Below are 19,802 nucleotides of genomic sequence, written 5' to 3'. Positions count from 1 at the left end.
TTTACTTAAATAAAACTTCTAAACACGGTAAATCTCAACAAAAATTCAACCAACAATAACAATCCAGCTAATAACACTAATGGTCGAAATTTTTCTTCATAGTTATAAAACTTAAACTCTTCTACATCTGTTTTTTCTAGCTTATCAATCTCCTCATATATCTGTTCTAGTTTCTTATTATTGGTTGCTCTAAAATATTTTCCTTTGGTCACTTTTGCAATTTCCTTCAAAAGTTCTTCATCAATCTCAACCTTTACATTTCCATATTGAAATGATCCATTTGGTCTAATAGCAACTGGTGCTAAAGCCATTCCATTAGTTCCAATACCAATCGTATAGGTTTTAATGCCATACTCAACTGCCAATTCTGAGGCTATTTTAGGATCAATAAAACCAGCATTATTAGAACCATCAGTAAGTAATATAATTACTTTGCTTTTTGCTTTGCTGTCTTTTAGTCTATTTACAGAAGTAGCCAATCCCATACCAATTGCCGTACCATTTTCTAAAAGATTATTATATTCTATTTCTTTCATTGCACTAAGCACAATCGCCTTATCACTAGTAATTGGTGTTTTAGTAAAACTTTCTGCTGCATACATAACCAATCCAATTCTATCATTTGGTCTGCCTTGGATAAACTCTGCCGCAACATCCTTTAAAGCTTCTAAACGATTAGGTCTTAAATCTCTTGCAAGCATACTTGCAGAAACGTCAATCGCCATTACTATATCAATCCCTCGAGTTGTTTTCGTTTTAGTTGATACATCGACAGTTCTTGGTCTTGCCATCGCCGTAATGATTAATGCTAAAGCAATTAATCTCAACAACAGCAATAATGGCTTAACCTTAGCCAACCAACTCCCTGATACTTTAAATCCTTTAATACTGGAGATTTTAAGCTCAGCTTGTTGTTTATTTCGTTTCCAGATATACCAAGCAATCGCCAGAGGTAGTGTTAAAAACAACCAAAAGAACTGCGGATTTTCAAATGTAAAATTTTCAAACATAGTTATTTGGCGTTTCTAAGTTCTACAGAGTTTATAATACGTTGGGCAACTTCTTTAGCATAACGATCTTCTTTATCATAAACTACCATTATCTGTTGGAAACCACCATTCTCGGCAAAATTAAGCATCAAATAATCGCTTTTTTGTTCTTTCTTGGTTACTGTATTTACAACCTCTAAATTCCCAAAGACCTTTATACCTTTTGCTCCTGCCAATGTTTCGTACTCTTCATCTTTTACGGTAATATTTTTAGCTCCTTGCGATTCGAAATTACCAACGACTCCTTCTACCACTTTATTTAAATCCACTTCTGTTTTCTGGTTGTATTGAACCGTCGAAACGGAGATAAAAAAGTTTCCTACCAAACTTCCGTATATAAAGGTTTCATTTCCTTTTAGAATTTGTTTTTGTTCTTCAGTTAATTGAAAATTATTTCTAATTAACACTTTGGGAGTAGATATCGTAACTGGTGGCGCTCCATAAGCACTACTGATCCACTCTGTTTCGGCTAACTCTTTCGTTGGATGCCCTAAGATTGAATCTTTCACAACATCATACCCTTTTACAACAATAAAAATCATTAATGTAATTGCGATTACACCAACACCTGCTATACTTCCGAAAATAATTTTTCTTCTTAGTTTTTTTTCTGCGACAGTTTTTCGATATTCTTCATCCGCCAGCAATTCTTCCTCAGTTGGTTCTGGAATTGCATTCTTTGTCTCATTTATTACTTTTTCAATAACATTTCTATCGGCTTTAGCAGTACCAATATCAGGTTTGGACTTAGCAAACTTTGCCATATCAGCCGTTTTTAGGACTGATTTAAGTTCTTCGATTGTATGCTTATCTAAATTTAATGATCCTGTTTTAATTTCTTCATCAAGTCGAGCTATTAATTCATCCGTAGTACTTTCCATTGCATGATCATACACTTCTTCGTCAATATACTTACGTGCTGTATCACTCAATTGAGAATAATATTCTTTATGAGAATCCTGCTCTAACAATTGTGATTCATCAATTCTTTGTAATGCTAAAATTGCTCTTTCATAAGGAGGAAGCTCATCTTCCTTTGCCTCTTTTCGCTTTTTTCTTCTTAAAACAAGAAATACAATCAACCCTATCAATGCTAGTGGTATTAGAATCCACCACAAATACTTTTTCCAGTTAAAAAAAGAAGCATCTACATCCACTATCGGTTTGATCTCAAACATTTTTTGTTTTATAGTATCTACAACTACATCTCGAACCTCTACTTTTAATGAATCTGTAAAAAATGATCGATCCCCTATCATCACTTTTTGTCTCGGAATTGTGTAATGCCCAGAATCAAATTGTGTTAACGCATATTCTTTGATTAGATTAAATCTATTTCCGTTTTTTGTAGTATCTGTTTTATAGGATTCTATAACTTCGAGTGGCGAAAATGTTTGCCCTTCTGGAAAAATTACAATTTCGGTAGAATCTACTTCAACCTGCATTTTGTATCTAATTTCTTCACCGATTTTTATTGATGTAGAATCAATACTAGTTGCAACTTGTGCAATACCATGAAATCCAGAAAAAACAAGAAAGAGGATCATAAATATTATCTTTCTAACTTTTTTCAAAAGCTGAATATCATATGTTTTATTACTAATTAGTACTTTATAATTACTCATTCTTACTTGTAGCCTATCCTCTCCTTTTAAAATATCCTAATAATTTCTTTACGTAACTCTCATCCACTCTACTACTTATCGAACCTGCACCGCTTCTAGTAAAACTATCTTTAAAATAATCTACTCGATCTTGATAATACTTTCCATAATTGGTTCTTATTTTCTTAGAGCTCGTATTTACCAAAAGTAACTCTCCCGTTTCTTCATCTTCCATCTGGACCATTCCTAAATTAGGAATCTCCTCTTCGCGCTTATCATATACTCGAATGCCCGTAACATCATGTTTTCCTCCAACAATTTTTAACGTTTGCTGATAATCATCCGCAATAAAATCAGAAAGCATAAATACAATTGCTTTCTTTTTCATTACGTTTGATAAGAATTTCAATGCTTCCGTAATATTAGTTTGTTTACTCTTAGGCTCATATTCTAATAATTCTCTAATAATTCTTAACACATGAGATCGTCCTTTTTTTGGTGGAATAAAAAGCTCGATTTCATCAGTAAACAAAATCAATCCTATTTTATCATTATTCTGAGTAGCAGAAAATGCTAATGTCGCAGCAACCTCTGTAATAATGTCTTTCTTAAATTGTTGTTTGGTTCCAAACAATTGTGATCCAGAGACATCTACCATTAACATCATTGTCAATTCTCGTTCTTCTTCAAAAACCTTAATATATGGTTCATTATAACGAGCAGTTACATTCCAATCAATATTACGAACATCATCCCCAAATTGATATTGTCGAACTTCGCTAAAAGTCATACCACGGCCCTTGAAAGTAGAATGATATTCTCCTCCAAATATATGGTCACTCAAGCGCCTTGTCTTGATCTCAATTTTTCGAACTTTTTTTAGTAACTCTTTGGTATCCATTTTTTGTTTTGTCATTTCGCACCCGATGCGGAATCTATCAAATCATACTTTCTAACAAATAATAATGAGATTCCTGCCTTCGCAGGAATGACAATACTATGGAACTTCAATCTCGTTTACAATCTTATTGATGATATCTACTGAAGTAACATTTTCTGCTTCAGCCTCATAAGTAATTCCAATACGATGACGTAATACATCGTGCACTACAGCACGAACATCTTCTGGAATAACATATCCTCTTCTTTTTATAAAAGCAAAACATTTAGCAGCAGTAGCCATATTAATACTTCCCCTTGGTGAAGCTCCAAAACTAATAAGAGGTTTTAACTCTTCCAAGCCATATTTCTCAGGGAAGCGAGTAGCAAAAATGATATCCAAAATATATTTTTCAATCTTTTCGTCCATATATACTTCTCTTACCGCTTCCTGAGCTTTAATAATTTGCTCTACGGAAACTACAGGATTTACTTTTTCAAAAGAACCTTTAAGATTTGCACGAACGATTAATTGTTCATCCTCTAATTTGGGGTAATCAATCACCGTCTTTAGCATAAAACGGTCAACCTGCGCTTCTGGTAGTGGATACGTTCCTTCTTGCTCAACTGGATTCATAGTCGCCATTACCAAGAAAGGTTTATCTAACCCGAAGGTCTCATCACCAATTGTAACTTGTTTCTCCTGCATTGCTTCTAACAAGGCACTCTGCACCTTGGCGGGAGCACGGTTAATCTCATCAGCTAACACAAAATTTGCAAAAATAGGCCCTTTCTTGATCGAAAAGTCATTTTCTTTCATATTAAAAATTAGTGTACCTGTTACATCTGCAGGTAATAAATCTGGTGTAAACTGGATACGACTAAAACTTCCGTGTACGGCTTTTGAAAGGGTATTTATAGCTAAGGTTTTTGCTAAACCAGGAACACCTTCTAACAAAATATGTCCTTGTCCTAGTAATCCTATTAATAATCGCTCGACCATGTGCTTCTGGCCCACGATTACTTTATTAATTTCTAAAGCAAGTAAATCTACAAATGCAGATTCTTTCTGTATTTTTTCATTGATTGAAGCAATATCAATAGAACTATTTTCTTCCATCTATTCTTTTTTTTAAAAGCGTGAATTTAACATTCATGTTTCAGCATTGCAAATTGTTAAATTATTTTTCTTCTTCTTGTTAATTATAGGTTAAATGTGTTGTCTTAAAATACGCTTACGCCCAAATTTTACAGTATATTTAGATCTTTTTACTGAAAAAACGGACGTAACAATTTTCATCGCCTTTCGCGATGATGTTTCTTAAAGACGAAAGTCTTTAAATAATGTTGCAAAAATCTAAATGAAAATTACCTATTTTATGAAAACAGCATTGATAACTGGAGCTACAAGTGGCATAGGAAAATCAACAGCTTATGAGTTTGCCAAAAAGAATATAAATCTAATACTTTGCGGAAGAAGACAAGAACGGTTAGATCAAATGAAATCCGAATTAAGTAAAACGGTAAAAGTCCATACGCTCTGCTTTGATGTTAGAGATAAAGAAAGTGTTTTTAAAAGTATAGAAAACTTGCCTCGAGAATTCGATACCGTAGATATATTAATTAACAATGCTGGGAATGCACATGGATTAGATCCTATACAGACTGGAGAGATCGATGACTGGGACGCTATGTTAGATATAAATGTAAAGGGACTACTTTATGTATCCAAAGCAATTATTCCTAAAATGATTTCGCAAAAATCCGGACATATTATCAATATTGGTTCTATAGCAGGTAAAGAAGTTTATCCTAATGGAAATGTCTATTGTGCCAGTAAACATGCCGTTGATGCTATTAATAAGGGAATGCTGATAGATCTAAATAAACATGGTATAAGAGTTGGAGCTATACACCCAGGATTAGTAGAAACTGAATTCAGTAATGTTAGGTTTAAAGGAGATGATAAAAGAGCTGATACCGTTTATAATGGTTTCGACCCTTTGAGGCCTGAAGACATTGCTGACATCATTAGTTTTGTAGTTACAAGACCTTACCACGTAAACATTTCTGATCTTGTAGTTTTACCAACAGCTCAAGCTAACAGTACAATTGTAAATAAAGGTTGATAATTTCTTTATCTTCAGAGTATTGTATGTTCGGTAAAAATACCTAAGTTTATGTAGGGAAAAAGAATATTGCAATATGTATGAGGAATGATTAACAAACGTCTTTTAATAAAAAATCTTTTAGCGCATAATGATGAGAACAGTTTTTATGACAAAAAACGCAAACTTAATATTGGTGAAAAAGAAGGTAAGGCTAAATTCCTAAAACATATATGCGCTCTTTCTAACTCCAATCCCAAAAACAACTCATATATTGTCATTGGAGTTGAAGATGAAGATAACCAAATCATAGGAGTAGATTTTTTTGATGACAGTAAGATTCAAAATCTCGTAAATGCTTACCTATCGAACCCTCCTATTGTAGCTTATGAAAACATTCCATTCCCTCACCTACCTAGTGATAAAGTGGTTGGACTAGTATCGATTCGTTCTCAAGACGGCAAGCTATGTTCTCTGCGCAAAAACATTTGGAAATATTATGGTGGCAGTGTCTTTTTTAGGGATGGAAGTATCAGTATGCCTAAAGTATTTGACATAGAAATCAAAGATGTTAATTCTGACATTGTTGAGTCCATAGAGAGTCATGCTCAAAACAATATTGAATTAACATTAGATGGAGTATTTGATTTTATGAGCTCCAGAAAAGATTACAATCCTACGTATAAAGTATTTAAAGAATACTTCGTAGTATGCTGGTCTGCTAAAGAAAAACATGTAAACGAAGAGGTATACTATTCTAGAGTAGATATTGCTTTAATCAACGAGCAAGTAAAATTATTTTATTCCCAGTTTGACGAAATAAGCATCTCTATTACTGAAGATGAATTTAAAATAATAGAATATGTTCAGCTTGGTTTGCAAGAAACATATAATTACTACCCTCTAGAAGAAGTAACTATTAAATTTAAGAACAATGTTAGTTATGATATAGAAAGTAAGATTTTATTTGAACCTCCACAATTTGATAGGAAAACATTGTATCATCTATACAATAGTAACAATGCTTTAATCGAAAAACTAAAAAAGAAAATGCCATTAACTAGAAATGAGCAAAAAGACATTCTTAATCTACCTGTAACCTATCTTTTATGTTATTTTAATGATTTTAATGAAGCAAAAGATAGATTAGAAGAAGCTAAACCTTACCTAAAAAATTATACTGATAGTAAAGTATATTCATTATATAAAGAAAGTATGCGAATCTTGAGAAAAGTAAGATACAATTAGATAAAGACTATACACCTTAAAATAAATAAGGGAAAATCAATTATCTCCCCTTATTTATTAAAAACCCTAGTTATTGCTGTAATAAATCAAAAACTTGTTGTGGATAAGGACTATTAAACATTGCTCCATGACCTCCAGTATCAATTTCTATTACCTTAGCCATTCTATCACTAAGAAATGTCTTTTCCGTAGTCAACAATCCTCCTGTTTGAAAATCATCTTTTGCAAAAACATAAATCACATTAGACAAATCTCCTGCTGTAATCTTTAAAGGAAAACGCTCTCCGCCGATAACTCCTAAAAATGAAAAAACAGAGGGGCAGGATTGTTTTATATCATTATATTCTTCCAAAATATCTGTCCTATCTTCTTCTTTTGGTGTTGTTCCATTTAAAAAGTAATAAGGATTCCCTTGCAAAAAATTATCAGGTACTTCTGGTTGCATTTCTAAACGAGCCGCCATGATTACAAATTTATCCGCAGTAGTATTTCCTTTCTCTGCAATATATTTTGTTACCAAAAAACCTCCAAACGAATGTCCCATTACATATACCTTCTTTCCCTTGGACTTAAAATTCTTAATTACTCTATCTAGCATCTCTATACTCACTTTATTTTCTAAATCAGCTTGTTCCTTTTTCAATGCTTCATTCATACATAAGCTATTATTAAGTGTAAGTGCTTGATGCATATATACTCTATAATAGTTCTTAAATAAATCGTTGTAATCTGTATTAAAACTACCATTAAGCTCAAAATACTCATCATCTAATTCCTTATCTGGTCCTCCTTGTTCATAGATAACAACTGTATCAGCGCTTTCATTTCCTTTAGCACTAAATAATTTTGTAATATCATCTGGTATTTTGGTAAGTGCATTTTGTATATCTAATTCTTCTAACTGTACTGAATCGTCATCATTGTTACAATTGACTAATAACAAAGCAATAGTAAATACATAAATTATTTTTTTCATTTTGGATAAATTTTTACAAAAGTCACTTCGACTTTCTTTATTTATATTTTATTCCCAAAACACATAACTCATAAAATACCCTAAAAAAACTTTCTAATATTTTATTCTTTCTCAATCTTACATTATTATCTACATCTAAAACCTTTTAGACAATATTCAAAAAAATAACATTTTACTCTTATGTAATACCTTTAAAAATGTTGTAAAATAGTATCTTCAAGTCCTCTTAAAATCAGAAGTGTAAAATGAGTAGAAATCTTGTTATTGGAGATATACACGGAGCTCTAAAAGCTCTTAAACAATTAATTAATAAAGCAAGTGTAACAACTGATGACACCTTAATCTTTCTTGGTGATTATGTTGATGGGTGGACAGATAGCGCCCCGCTAGTTTCGTTTCTTATCGACTTGCAAAAAACGCATAACTGTGTATTCATAAGAGGCAATCACGATGAACTCTGTTATACTTGGTTAAAAGAGAAAAAATATAATCCAGAATGGATAAAACACGGAGGTCAGGCCACTATGGACTCCTATCAATCCTTATCAAAAGAAGAAATTGAGACCCATCTTTATTTTTATGAAAATCTTCTTAATTATTATATTGATGATCATAATAGACTATACCTACATGCAGGTTTCACGAATATCCATGGACCACATCGAGAATATTTCAGCAAATTGTTCTATTGGGATCGAACTTTATGGGAAACTGCTCTTTCTATAGATCCTAAACTAAAGAAAACAGATCTCGCATATCCAAAAAGACTTTTACTTTTCGATGAAATTTATATTGGTCATACTCCAGTGACTAGAATAAACAAAACAACTCCTGTAAACGCAACTTGTATTTGGAATATGGATACAGGAGCTGCTTTTAAAGGCCCACTTACCATAATGGACATAGACACTAAAGAGTATTGGCAAAGTAATCCGGTATATACCTTATACCCTGATGAAAGCGGAAGAAATTAAAAACATTTACGCCTATAAAATCAATCTAAAATCGCTCATTAGAGCGATTTTTTTATTCTTGATGTTTACCTAATCATATAATACTATACTAATAGGAAACTAAAAAACGTAACGCAATGAAAACCTCAAAAATTTTATTAGTATTTCTATATGTTATTAGTATAGCATGTAATACAGAAGACGACGTAATTACAAATGATTTCTCAGACATTTCTTTGGCTTTTGATTTAAAAACTCAAGAAGATCAAATGGGTGGGTTTGCCGAAAACTCCATGGTAGTATTTGAAGGAAAAGTATGGTCTGTAGGTGGTGACAACGCTTATACCGCAGAAGACATATACTCAAGTGATGTTTGGTCTAGCGATAATGGTATTAATTGGATATCTGTTACTAGCAATATCTTCGAAGCAAGATATCGTCATACACTTACTGTTTTCAATGACCAAATGTGGTTAATTGGTGGAAAAAATAACTCTGATGAACTTTTATCCGATATATGGAACTCCGACGATGGTATTACTTGGTCTAATGTAACAATGACAGCCCCTTTTGGTAATATGTCCGCTCATACTACTACAGTATTAAACAACAAAATGTACGTAATTGGTCCTTCATCTGATCGAACTAATATGATTGTGTGGTCCACTACAGATGGTATTAATTGGACAGAAGAAACCGCAAATGCTTTTCCAGTTAGAGGGAATCACCAAACAGTAGCCTTTAATAATACCCTATACGTTATTGGAGGTAGAAATGAAACCGACAGATTTAATGAAATCTGGTCAAGTAACGACGGAATAAACTGGTCTTTAGTGTCTATTTCATCTTCAATTTTCAGCGCTAGAGATTTACATACTGCAACTGTTTATAACAATAAAGTATGGGTTGTTAATGGAAAATCAGATGCATCAAGAGTTGTTAAGGATATTTGGTATTCTTCTGATATGCTTAATTGGACAGTGTATGATGGAATTATTCCTTTTGAAAGCTCGCATTCTCATACTTGTCTGGCTTATGGAGAAGAACTATGGCTGTTTGGAGGTTACATAACATCTGGAACCTCTGGAGAAATCTGGACAATTGATGAAGATTAAAATTAAATAAATCCCTTTATAATTATGAAAACGCTCTTATTAATTTTCGCAATACTTATTACAACTAATAGTATCTCTCAAAATGATTGTAGTCAATTTTATCCTTCCAAAGTTGGGACTAAAATCACAATGCATCATTTTAATAAAAAAAACAAATTAACATCTGAAACAAACTATGAGGTTTTGGAAGTGAACTCGTCAGGATCAGATTCTAAAATTAAAATGAATATGTCTATGAACGATTCTAAGAAACAAAAAATTATTACCGAAACACAATTTATTGCAATCTGCGATGGAGGAACTACTAGATTAGATCCTGAATCTATAATTTCTCCGGGATTATTTAATCAATATAAAGATATGGAATACAGCATTAAAGGAACTGGAATTGATATTCCTAATTCAATCAGTATTGGACAAGAATTACCCGATGGCCACGTAACCATGTCAGTGGATGCTGGTGTAATGAGTATTGATATGACAGTAGATCTAAAAAAACGTAAAGTAGCATCAAAAGAGACTATTAGCACATCTGCAGGATCATTTGATTGTTATGTAATCACCTATGTCAACGAAACTAATATGAGTATAGGTATGAAACAAACATTTTATGTAAAACAATGGATTTCTAAAGGTGTTGGTTTAGTACAACAAGAAACTACTAAATCAAATGGAAAATTACTTAGTAAATCTGTTTTAGCTAGATTACAATAGACATATTTTAACCATTTACATAAGAGAATCTAATAAAAAAAGGTTCTCTTTATTGTAAATAAAAATAAGACACCTTATACCGACACAACCTCATCATCATCTAATAATTCTTCTTGTCGTAGACGTAATAGAATCTGTGCTACTGCTACTGTGTCCTTTTCACAATAAATTACAATTCTGTCTATATCGTTTTCTTCATAATAAACCTGTCTTACCTGACTACCATCAATATCATCCTTAGGAGAAGGAATCCCTAAAATGTTGGTCAATAACTTTAATGAAGTATAATGTTTATAATCCCCAAATTTCCATAAATCCAAGGTATCTAGATGTGGAACTTCCCAAGGTTTTTTACCAAACAGATTTAGCTTAAATGGTAAGCTGATATTATGAATAATCATTCTTCTAGCTATATATGGAAAATCAAATTCTTTACCATTATGTGCACAAAGTAAATGATGTGGATGATTAAAATGTGTTTCTAATAAATTTTTGAAATCTATCAACAATTGTTTCTCTTCTCCGTAAAAAGAGGTAGTTCTAAAGGATCTTATTTCTCCTTTAAAGGTAAAATATCCTACAGAAATACATACAATTTTTCCGAACTCTGCCCAAATTCCTGCTCGATCATAAAATTCTTCTGGAGAGAATTCTTCTTTACGTTGATATTTGGTTTTATCAGCCCAAAGATATTTTTTCTCATCTGTTAAATTATCAAAATTCTCTTGTTCTGGAACTGTTTCTATATCCAAAAACAAAACGTGTTCTAAATTAATCTTATGAAGCATTCTCTAACATTTTATAAGCCTCTTCTATATAAATGAAAAAATCCTCACTAAAAGATCCTTGCGGCCCTCCTCTATGATGTCCTAAACGTACAATAATTATATTATCTTCTGGAATAGTTATTACATACTGTCCCAAAATCCCTCTCATTACAAAAATATCTTTGTTCAAATGATCTGATAACCAAAAGCCATATCCGTACATATCATCATTTTCGAAACGTTTTTGGGTTGTTATTTTTGTAAATTCCTTTGGTAGTATTTGCTTTCCATCAAACTTTCCGTCATTTTTAAATAGTACTCCAAAACGAGCAAAATCCCTTGCATTACTAGCGATACAACAATAGGTTTTCTCCATACCACTATCCTCACTATCTACCTGCCATAAAGCATCTTGTTCCATACCCATAGGTTTCCAAAAGCTTTCGCTTAAATATTCTGACAAAGTCTTGCCAGTTGCTTTCTCTATCACCATTCCTAATAGCTGTGTACTCCCACTTAAATATTCAAACTCTTTACCAGGTTCGTTCACTACTTCTAACCCATTCATAACATCTCTTAATTCTGGGTCATAATATGCTCTTGCAGTTATAGAAAAAGGACTTGTATAATGCTCTGTCCAGTTTAATCCCGATGACATAGATGAAAGATCCCCTACAGTTGTTTTAGCAGCTAATCCTTCGGAGAATTTTGGCAAAAAATCTCCAATCGGTTGATCCAAACTTTTGATATAACCATCCATGATCGCCTTTCCTAGCAAGGCTGTTGTAATACTCTTTGCCATAGAAAAAGAATTCGTCTTAGACTCCGCACCATAACCTTCTGCATAGTTTTCATACCAAATCTTATCATTTTTAATAATCATAAAAGCAACGGTCCCCATTGCATCATTGGTAGTATTTAATCTTTTAGTAGGAATTACTTTATTATAATTGGTATGCAATTCCCATGGAATTGGTTTATCTCCTTTTTCTATTGTGTGATTATCAAAATAAGTATAATCATCTATATAAGCAGTGGTATGTCCTGTCATATATACTACACGAACTCCTTTTAGAATATAATCATAATCAAAAATATATAACAAAATCACACAAAGTAGTATAATCGCCAGAAGACCTTTAAAAAGTTTTTTGATAATTCTCATCTGAATTAGAAATTTTAATCCTCTAAGGTATGAAAAATAAAATCTCTGTTTAGAACAAAAAAAATGCCCGATTCATCGGGCATTTTAATTAAAGATAAACAATTATTATGACGATAATTTAATTCGATTAGGTTATAATAGTGTAGATATATAACTTATAAGAATGCTTGTTGAGTTTGTGTTATTTTTTTGAAATATCAGTTTAATATTTCACATCTTTTATTTATAAGCTACATCTAAAAACAGAAATCTATAATTAGGGCATATGTATTACAAAATAAAGTCTCACTAAAAGCTAATCCAAGTAAACTAAAGACTATTAATCGCTATTTCAAATTTAGGAGTTATTTGTTTCAATCCTTTTGGGGAATATTTTTTTGGTATGATTCAATGTATAAAATGCAGATTTTAATGTATGAGCAGACAAATTTAAAATCATGTTCGAAAAATAGTATTCTAAAAAAATTAAATTACGTTCAATTTCTGATATAATTCTTTCTTAGAATCTCTCGCTATTGGTAATGATTTCTCATTAGACATAACAACGTATCCTCCTTGTTCTTTCACCAAGGTATTAACGTGATCTAAATTAATTAAATAGGATCTATGAATTCTAAAAAAACCAAAAGGTTGTAACTTAGATTCTATATATTTCAGGTTCTTAGATATTACTATTTCTTTCTCATTTTTTCTAATAAACGTAGTGTAATTACCATTACTAATACAATAAAGAACACTAGGTATTTTTATAACATGTGTGCCTTTAGAATCTGTAATAGAAATTTTAGGAACTTCGTGAATTTTAGCATAAAGTTGATTAAAACTAGCTATTGGATCTTCTTTGTCTTCACTCTTTTCTTTTATAGGAATTGCCTTATCTATTACTTCTACTAATAGCTTAGGATCAATAGGTTTTAATAAATAGCCTAACGCATTATATTTATATCCGTCTACGGCATATTGATTAAAGGCTGAAACAAAAATGATTTTAAAATTAATTTCTTCGAGTTCATCAAGAATATCAAAGATTGTAATGGATCCTAATTGTACATCCAGAAAAACCACATCTGGGTTAAGATTAGACAGACCTTCTAGTATAGATTTTTTATCACCTGCCTCCCCTATAATTTCTACCTGAGGGCAATATGTACTTAATAAAAGACTTATGTTTTCTCTAGCCTTTTTTTCATCATCAATAATAAAACATTTTAACATTTGATCCATTATTTCTTAATCTCTTTAACTATAGGCAATGTAATAATTACTTCTGTTCCCAATGAATTACCCATACTATCATACAAATCATTTATAACAATATTAGACTGCCCTTTTACCATTGTATTTAAAATATCTAATCTTTCATTTGTGTTTTCTGTGGCAATGGACAAATGAGATACATCAGTTCCTTTTTTCTTTAGTTGTTCTGATGCTTCTCTACCAATTCCATTGTCTACAACTTTACAAACAACCATATCCTGTTCTTTCAGCAATGTTATATTTAATTGCCCTGCAACAGAAGAATGTGAAAAACCATGAATTATTGCATTTTCAATAAACGGCTGTAAAATCATAGACGGTATTCTAGGATTACTTTCTACAAGGACCGGATCCACATCGAAACTAGCTTCAAATTCTTCCTGAAATCTTCCTCTTTGTAGATTTACATAGGATCGAATAATTTCTAGTTCTTTTTTAAAGTTAATATATACACTATCCGAACTATTTAAAACATTTCTTATTAATCCCGAAAGTTCCGTCATATATTCGTTTGCTCTAATATTATCATTTTTTAAAATATAATTCTGTAAGGTATTAAAGCTGTTAAACAAAAAATGTGGGTTCATTGAAGATCTCAACGAAGTTAATCGTGTATGCGTTAATTTTTCATTTATTTTATAATATTTAATACGATTAATATACCCTCTATATACTAATACCAGCACAGTAACTACTAATAATAGTCCAAGGAAATAACTTTGCCATTTCGTCTTACTAACTTCTTTTTCTATTTTTAGATTTTTCTCTTCTAGTCCAGAAATGACTTCTTCTTTAGCTAATAATAAATTCTTACTTTCACTTTTCGCTAACTCTTTACTTACCTTAACCTTTAATTGCCTAGATTCCAGCAATCTTATATCTCGTAAACACTGAACACTTGCTTTTAAATTTCCTGTTGTTTCATATAGCCTTGATAAATCTTCTTTTACCGTAATTAAATCAGAAATATCGTTTTTCTTTTCGAAATTATTTTTAGAAATTAAAAAGTACTCAAGTGCTTTATCATAATTTCCTAAATCATATTGTATTGCACCCATGGTGTGCATTAATCCTGGATATAAATCATCTCCATCTTTATACGTCAAATTATCATTATCCCACTCTATATTAGTTCGTATTACCTCTAGTGCTTCTTTGGGCATTTTTTTTAAATAATATGACCAAGCAATATTATTATATACCATAATGCAATGTCTGGTCGACAATGAATTTTTCTCACAACCTACAGCAGCTAATCTAGAATAGTATAATATAGAATCAGCTTCTTTATCATTAAAAGACGCCGATAAATTTAAGTACGTAGCTCCTTTCCGTTTTTTAGTATCCTCTGGATCAATGTGTGTTAAGGCTCTTTTGAAATCAATTTTAGCTTGATCTTGATCACCAATATCTAAGAATAGTACACCTCTATTTAATAAAATATCCCACTGATAATCCGAATTGTCATCTGAAGAAGCCAAGGCTAATGCATCTCCATAATACTCTAAGGCTTTTATATATTCTCCTATTCTATTATGTAATAAACCTAATCTATTTTTTACATACATCAAGCATTTTTTATCATTCTGATTCGCACAATACTCACTTAAAAAATTAAGTACATTCATGGCTCTCAGGTATTCTCTAGTACTATCCGTAAAAAAGCGTTCAATTTTATAAACCATCCTTTTTACACTATCAATATCCGAGCTATTCTGAATTAGTTCAAAAGCATTATCGTACTCTTTTTTAGCACTTACAATGTCATTTGCTTTAAATAAGCTATCTCCTGTTTTTAGTATTTTCTGAAGAGACTCTTTTTGCAACTTTATAGGTTGATTTAACTCTTTATCTAGGGCTTCTTGAGATACAACATTAAAACACCCAAAAAAAAGTATACTAATCGAAATGAAAAAGGTTCTAAAAAAAGTCATTAAAAAAGGGATTGTTGCTTTACAGGGTTTTCATGATCTAATAACCATTTTTTGCGCCACAATCCTCCAGCATATCCGGTAAGAGAACCATCACTACCAATAACACGATGACATGGAACAACCACCCAAAGCGGGTTTTTTCCATTCGCAGTGGCGGCTGCTCTTATACATTTTGGATCGCCAAGTCGTTTAGCTATATCTAAATAACTTACTGTTTTTCCAAAAGGAATATTAGAAAGCTCTCTCCAAACTCTTTTCTGAAAATCTGTCCCTGTTGGATTTAAATCAATATTGAAATCGGTTCGATTCCCTTCGAAATAATCTTGTAGTTGAGTAACTACATCTTTAAGTTCGTCTGGAATTTTATCGGAAGGTACTTGTTCTTTATCTGCTGTTATAGAAATCTTAGAAACACCGTTTTCATCACCTGTAATAGAAGCAATACCTAAAGGAGTTTCTATGAAAACGGTAGAAATCACTCTTCTTTTTTATCATTCAGAATACCTAAACGTCTTGCTCTTGTTTCCCAATTTTTTCGGGCAAGGATTTGCATATCTGTTTCTGTATCACTTTCATCGACAATCTCTAGACCAAGTAGCGTTTCTATCAAATCTTCCATAGTTACTAATCCACTAACGGAACCATATTCGTCTACCACTAATGCTATATGATTCTTAGTCTGAATCAAATCATTGAGTAAATCTGGAATAGGTAAATTTCTATTAGTAAATATGATTGGTCTTTTTATTTCTCCAAGAAGTTTATGACCGTTCTGGTTGGCCATTTCTTTAAAAATTTCATCTTTTAATACCTGTCCTGTTATATTATCAGCTTTATCTTTATAAACGGGTATTCTAGAAAATCTAAGATTTTGATTCTCTTTAAAAAACTCTTCTACTGTTGTATCTTCTGAGGCAGTTTTAATAACTGTTCTCGGTGTCATTACATCTTTAGTAAAAATCGTTTTAAAATTTAAGAGATTTCTAATCACTGTAGACTCCGATTCTTCAAAAACACCTTCTTCTTCAGCTATATCAGCCATGGCTGTAAAATCTTCTCTGCTCAATACCGATCCATGATGTCCTTTTCCCCCTATCAGTTTTGTTGTTAACTGTAATAGCCATAAAATCCCTGTCCATTTAAGTGGCCAGATCAATACGTTTAATGCTTTAGAAGTAAAATTAGAGAGTTGTTTCCAATACGTAGCACCAATAGTTTTTGGTATAATCTCTGAAGCAACTAATATCAATATGGTCATTATAGAAGAAACTACTCCTACCATTAGATCTTCTGTCATTTCTATTCCAAAAATCTTACGAGTTTCGGTTCCATACATTTCTGCATATGCGACTTTTGCTTGCACACCTACTAAAATAGCTCCTACTGTATGAGCAATTGTATTAAGTGTTAAAATAGCAATTAGCGGTCGATCAACATCTTTCTTTAGTTTTTCTAATGCTGTTGCGTATGCTTTTCCTTCTTTTTTCTTAACATTAATAAAGGTAGGAGTGATACTTAGTAATACCGCTTCTAGTATTGAACATAAAAAAGAAAAGAAAATAGATACGACTCCGTATACAAGTAATAATGCCATAATTATAATTAGTTGGTTTTGCTAAAGTACGGATTTGGTATTCATTTGCGAAAATAAAAATATAGAATACTTATTACCAGCCCACATACTTTGGCGGTTTTATCTCATTGAGATTTAGATATACAATTAATTGACCTCTATGATGTGTTACATGATCTTGGAGTAGATTTAAAATCTGAAGTTTAGACTTTGGTCCTGCAAAAAAATCGACTTTAGCAGTTAATGATTCTTCTGATACCTCTGTTACTCTTTTAGATACTTCATCAAATGAATTTTTTAGAAACTCAATGATTTCATTTTTAGTATTTGGAGCATTATCTGCAAGTTTCTTCCTGTCAAAATCTTCTTCCGAGAAGTATGTAGTACTTAACCATAACATATTACCACAAATATGTAGCAATTGATTTTTAAAATCCATTTCTCTTTCTGTCGGCGCAAATGCATATTTTTCTTCTGGCATTGCATCAGCCATCTCTAATAAATATGTTTTAGAATTATTCCATTTTTCTAAAAATGCGGATTTCGGTGTTATTTGCTGAGACATTGCGGTATATGATGTGAGAAAAAGAAGTAAATATATCTTTTTCATTACTTGGTTACTTCGTTCATATACAACTCTATCGCCTTTAACTCATCGTCACTGAATTTTTCTAAACGCACAAAGTTTGTTTTCATAACTGCATAGTTATCTGGATCTACAATTGGATCTTTTTTCTGTCTAAGAAAACCTATAATATCACCATTCTGTTCTTTGTATATTTTCATGATATCGTTAACACTCGGACCAACAGATTTTTTATCCAATCTATGACAAGAATAACAATTACCTTTTCCTTTAAATAGCTTTTCGCCTAATACAAACTCTGGAGATTTTTCCTTTTTCTTTCCTCCAATTACTATTTTTTCTTTTTCAGGTTTTTTTTCTGATTGGCAGCTAGTTGCTATAAATGCAATGCTTAAGAGCGCAATAAAAATGTTCTTCATTTGTGTGATCTTATGAATTAAATAAATTATCAATATCCTTCTTAAATCTTTCTAATAAATCTTTAGAAAAACTATTAATTACCTTTTCTTCTTTAGAGCCAATACCATCCTTTGCTTCCGCGATTTTGGTCAACGCATATATCATAAAATCGTATTCTTCATCCGGACCGTTATCCGAAAACACCTCAATTACTCTTTTATAAAGTGTTTCGATATCACTATCATTTGCATTTTCATAATCAAAAGACCATTTAATTTCTTGTCCTTTTGGATGTGCTTTTAATATTTCTTCTAGCGTATGTACTTCTTCTTTTTCAATCACACCATCACTCATTGCAATTACATACAATAATTCTCCAAATGTCTGATACAATCGATCCCTACTTACCATAGCTATTTTATATTTAAATTTAACCCAAAAGTTTAACTACATCTTTTGCAAAATAACTTGCAATGATATTTGCTCCTGCTCTTTTAAAAGCAATTAATTGTTCCATCATAATTGCATTGTGATCTAGCCAACCCTTTTCTGCTGCCGCTTTTAACATAGCGTATTCTCCACTTACCTGATATACCGCAACTGGAACGTCTACAGCATCACTAACATCTCTTAAAATATCCAAATACGCCAATCCAGGTTTTACCATCACAATATCAGCACCTTCATCAATATCCGCTAGGGTCTCTTTAATAGCTTCATCTCTATTAGAGAAATCCATTTGATATGTTTTTTTATCTCCAAAACCAGGCGCAGAATCTAATGCATCTCTAAAAGGGCCATAAAATGCCGACGCATATTTTGCACTATAGCTCATAATACCAGTGTTCTTATAGTTTTCAGTTTCTAGCAATTCTCTTATTGCCAAAATCCTACCATCCATCATATCACTTGGTGCCACAAAATCTGCTCCTGCTTGTGCATGGGACAAAGACATTTTCGCTAACACTTCGCAAGTTGGGTCATTTACTATGTATCCTTCTTCTACAATACCATCATGTCCGTATGAAGAATATGGATCAAGTGCTACATCCGTCATTACTAACATCTCAGGAGCTACATCTTTTACCGTTTTAATTGCACGTTGCATTAATCCATCCGGATTCAACGCTTCGGTACCTTTATTATCCTTCAGGTTATCAGGAACTTTTACAAAAAGTAATACCGCTTTCAATCCCATATTCCATAAATCTTTGACTTCATCTTTTAATAAATCAAGACTATATCTATAATATCCGGGCATGGAAGCTATTTCTTGCTTTACACTAGTGCCTTCTACTATAAAAAGCGGGACTAAAAAATCATTTGGGGTTATTATATGTTCTCTAACCAAAGATCTAATTGATTCTGAGGTTCGTAATCTTCTATTTCTACGTAATTGATACATTAATTTTGCTAGTAATTTGTAAGAATTGTAAATATACCAACTTATAACGTAATTTCTAGGTGATCATTTT

20 protein-coding genes are annotated in these 19,802 nt (G+C 31.9%); 5 read left to right on the top strand and 15 right to left on the bottom strand.

From position 1 onward, the window contains the following. Positions 1–5: 5 nt before the first annotated feature. The 4 genes from D1815_RS17560 to D1815_RS17545 form a co-directional block, all read right to left on the bottom strand. The gene (locus tag D1815_RS17560; RefSeq protein WP_027394331.1) at positions 6–1,010 is read right to left on the bottom strand and encodes a VWA domain-containing protein; all 1,005 of its coding nucleotides are present in this window, start codon (positions 1,008–1,010) and stop codon (positions 6–8) included. A 2-nt stretch (positions 1,011–1,012) separates the two neighbouring features. Beyond that, on the bottom strand, positions 1,013–2,596 hold the full coding sequence (locus tag D1815_RS17555) for a protein BatD (protein ID WP_147404161.1): 1,584 nt from the start codon (positions 2,594–2,596) through the stop codon (positions 1,013–1,015). Between the two features lie 91 nt (positions 2,597–2,687). Continuing rightward, positions 2,688–3,554, bottom strand: a complete 867-nt coding sequence (locus D1815_RS17550; protein ID WP_118390063.1) for a DUF58 domain-containing protein — start codon at positions 3,552–3,554, stop codon at positions 2,688–2,690. A 96-nt stretch (positions 3,555–3,650) separates the two neighbouring features. Further along, positions 3,651–4,652, bottom strand: a complete 1,002-nt coding sequence (locus D1815_RS17545; protein ID WP_027394334.1) for a MoxR family ATPase — start codon at positions 4,650–4,652, stop codon at positions 3,651–3,653. A 259-nt stretch (positions 4,653–4,911) separates the two neighbouring features. Between D1815_RS17545 and D1815_RS17540 the strand changes: the two genes are divergently transcribed. Next, entirely contained in the window at positions 4,912–5,661 is a 750-nt protein-coding gene (locus D1815_RS17540; protein WP_118390061.1) for an SDR family NAD(P)-dependent oxidoreductase, read from the top strand. Positions 5,662–5,748: 87 nt separating this feature from the next. Then, a complete protein-coding gene (locus D1815_RS17535) occupies positions 5,749–6,888 on the top strand; it encodes an ATP-binding protein (RefSeq protein ID WP_027394336.1) in 1,140 nt (379 codons plus the stop codon). 70 nt (positions 6,889–6,958) lie between these two features. Here the strand turns inward: D1815_RS17535 and D1815_RS17530 are convergent, their stop codons facing one another. Then, positions 6,959–7,864, bottom strand: a complete 906-nt coding sequence (locus D1815_RS17530) for an alpha/beta hydrolase (RefSeq protein ID WP_118388578.1) — start codon at positions 7,862–7,864, stop codon at positions 6,959–6,961. Positions 7,865–8,109: 245 nt separating this feature from the next. Between D1815_RS17530 and D1815_RS17525 the strand changes: the two genes are divergently transcribed. The 3 genes from D1815_RS17525 to D1815_RS17515 all read left to right on the top strand — a co-directional run bounded on the left by D1815_RS17525 (position 8,110) and on the right by D1815_RS17515 (position 10,646). Next, entirely contained in the window at positions 8,110–8,838 is a 729-nt protein-coding gene (locus tag D1815_RS17525; RefSeq protein WP_118388576.1) for a metallophosphoesterase, read from the top strand. A 116-nt stretch (positions 8,839–8,954) separates the two neighbouring features. Next, complete coding sequence (locus D1815_RS17520; RefSeq protein ID WP_118388574.1) at positions 8,955–9,932, top strand: kelch repeat-containing protein; 978 nt, start codon at positions 8,955–8,957, stop codon at positions 9,930–9,932. Between the two features lie 24 nt (positions 9,933–9,956). Further along, positions 9,957–10,646, top strand: coding sequence for a hypothetical protein (locus D1815_RS17515; protein WP_118388572.1), 690 nt, complete (start codon positions 9,957–9,959; stop codon positions 10,644–10,646). A gap of 74 nt (positions 10,647–10,720) precedes the next feature. Here D1815_RS17515 and D1815_RS17510 read toward each other — a convergent pair whose 3' ends face one another. The 10 genes from D1815_RS17510 to hemB form a co-directional block, all read right to left on the bottom strand. Next, complete coding sequence (locus D1815_RS17510; protein ID WP_118388570.1) at positions 10,721–11,434, bottom strand: 3'-5' exonuclease; 714 nt, start codon at positions 11,432–11,434, stop codon at positions 10,721–10,723. Next, the gene (locus D1815_RS17505) at positions 11,424–12,578 is read right to left on the bottom strand and encodes a serine hydrolase (protein ID WP_118388568.1); all 1,155 of its coding nucleotides are present in this window, start codon (positions 12,576–12,578) and stop codon (positions 11,424–11,426) included. The genes D1815_RS17510 and D1815_RS17505 overlap by 11 nt, the downstream gene beginning before the upstream one ends. Before the next feature lie 465 nt (positions 12,579–13,043). After that, positions 13,044–13,793: a LytTR family DNA-binding domain-containing protein gene (locus D1815_RS17500; protein ID WP_158594474.1), complete on the bottom strand. Its 750-nt coding sequence runs from the start codon at positions 13,791–13,793 to the stop codon at positions 13,044–13,046. A gap of 8 nt (positions 13,794–13,801) precedes the next feature. Then, complete coding sequence (locus D1815_RS17495) at positions 13,802–15,769, bottom strand: histidine kinase (RefSeq protein ID WP_118388566.1); 1,968 nt, start codon at positions 15,767–15,769, stop codon at positions 13,802–13,804. Further along, entirely contained in the window at positions 15,769–16,245 is a 477-nt protein-coding gene (locus D1815_RS17490; protein WP_108802846.1) for a methylated-DNA--[protein]-cysteine S-methyltransferase, read from the bottom strand. Before D1815_RS17490 ends, D1815_RS17495 begins: the two co-directional genes overlap by 1 nt. Continuing rightward, on the bottom strand, positions 16,245–17,363 hold the full coding sequence (locus D1815_RS17485) for a CNNM domain-containing protein (protein WP_118388564.1): 1,119 nt from the start codon (positions 17,361–17,363) through the stop codon (positions 16,245–16,247). The genes D1815_RS17490 and D1815_RS17485 overlap by 1 nt, the downstream gene beginning before the upstream one ends. Before the next feature lie 73 nt (positions 17,364–17,436). Continuing rightward, a complete protein-coding gene (locus D1815_RS17480; RefSeq protein ID WP_027394347.1) occupies positions 17,437–17,952 on the bottom strand; it encodes a DinB family protein in 516 nt (171 codons plus the stop codon). Next, positions 17,952–18,347, bottom strand: coding sequence for a c-type cytochrome (locus D1815_RS17475; RefSeq protein WP_118390059.1), 396 nt, complete (start codon positions 18,345–18,347; stop codon positions 17,952–17,954). Before D1815_RS17475 ends, D1815_RS17480 begins: the two co-directional genes overlap by 1 nt. A gap of 10 nt (positions 18,348–18,357) precedes the next feature. After that, entirely contained in the window at positions 18,358–18,738 is a 381-nt protein-coding gene (locus tag D1815_RS17470; RefSeq protein WP_027394349.1) for a TerB family tellurite resistance protein, read from the bottom strand. A 19-nt stretch (positions 18,739–18,757) separates the two neighbouring features. After that, a complete protein-coding gene (gene hemB / locus D1815_RS17465; RefSeq protein WP_118388562.1) occupies positions 18,758–19,732 on the bottom strand; it encodes a porphobilinogen synthase in 975 nt (324 codons plus the stop codon). Positions 19,733–19,802: the final 70 nt, after the last annotated feature.

Source organism: Aquimarina sp. AD1 (assembly GCF_003443695.1).
In the GTDB taxonomy this organism is placed as follows: Bacteria; Bacteroidota; Bacteroidia; order Flavobacteriales; family Flavobacteriaceae; genus Aquimarina; species Aquimarina latercula.
The sequence above is the reverse complement of the archived record's forward strand: the minus strand, read 5'-3'. Positions and strand labels throughout refer to the sequence as shown.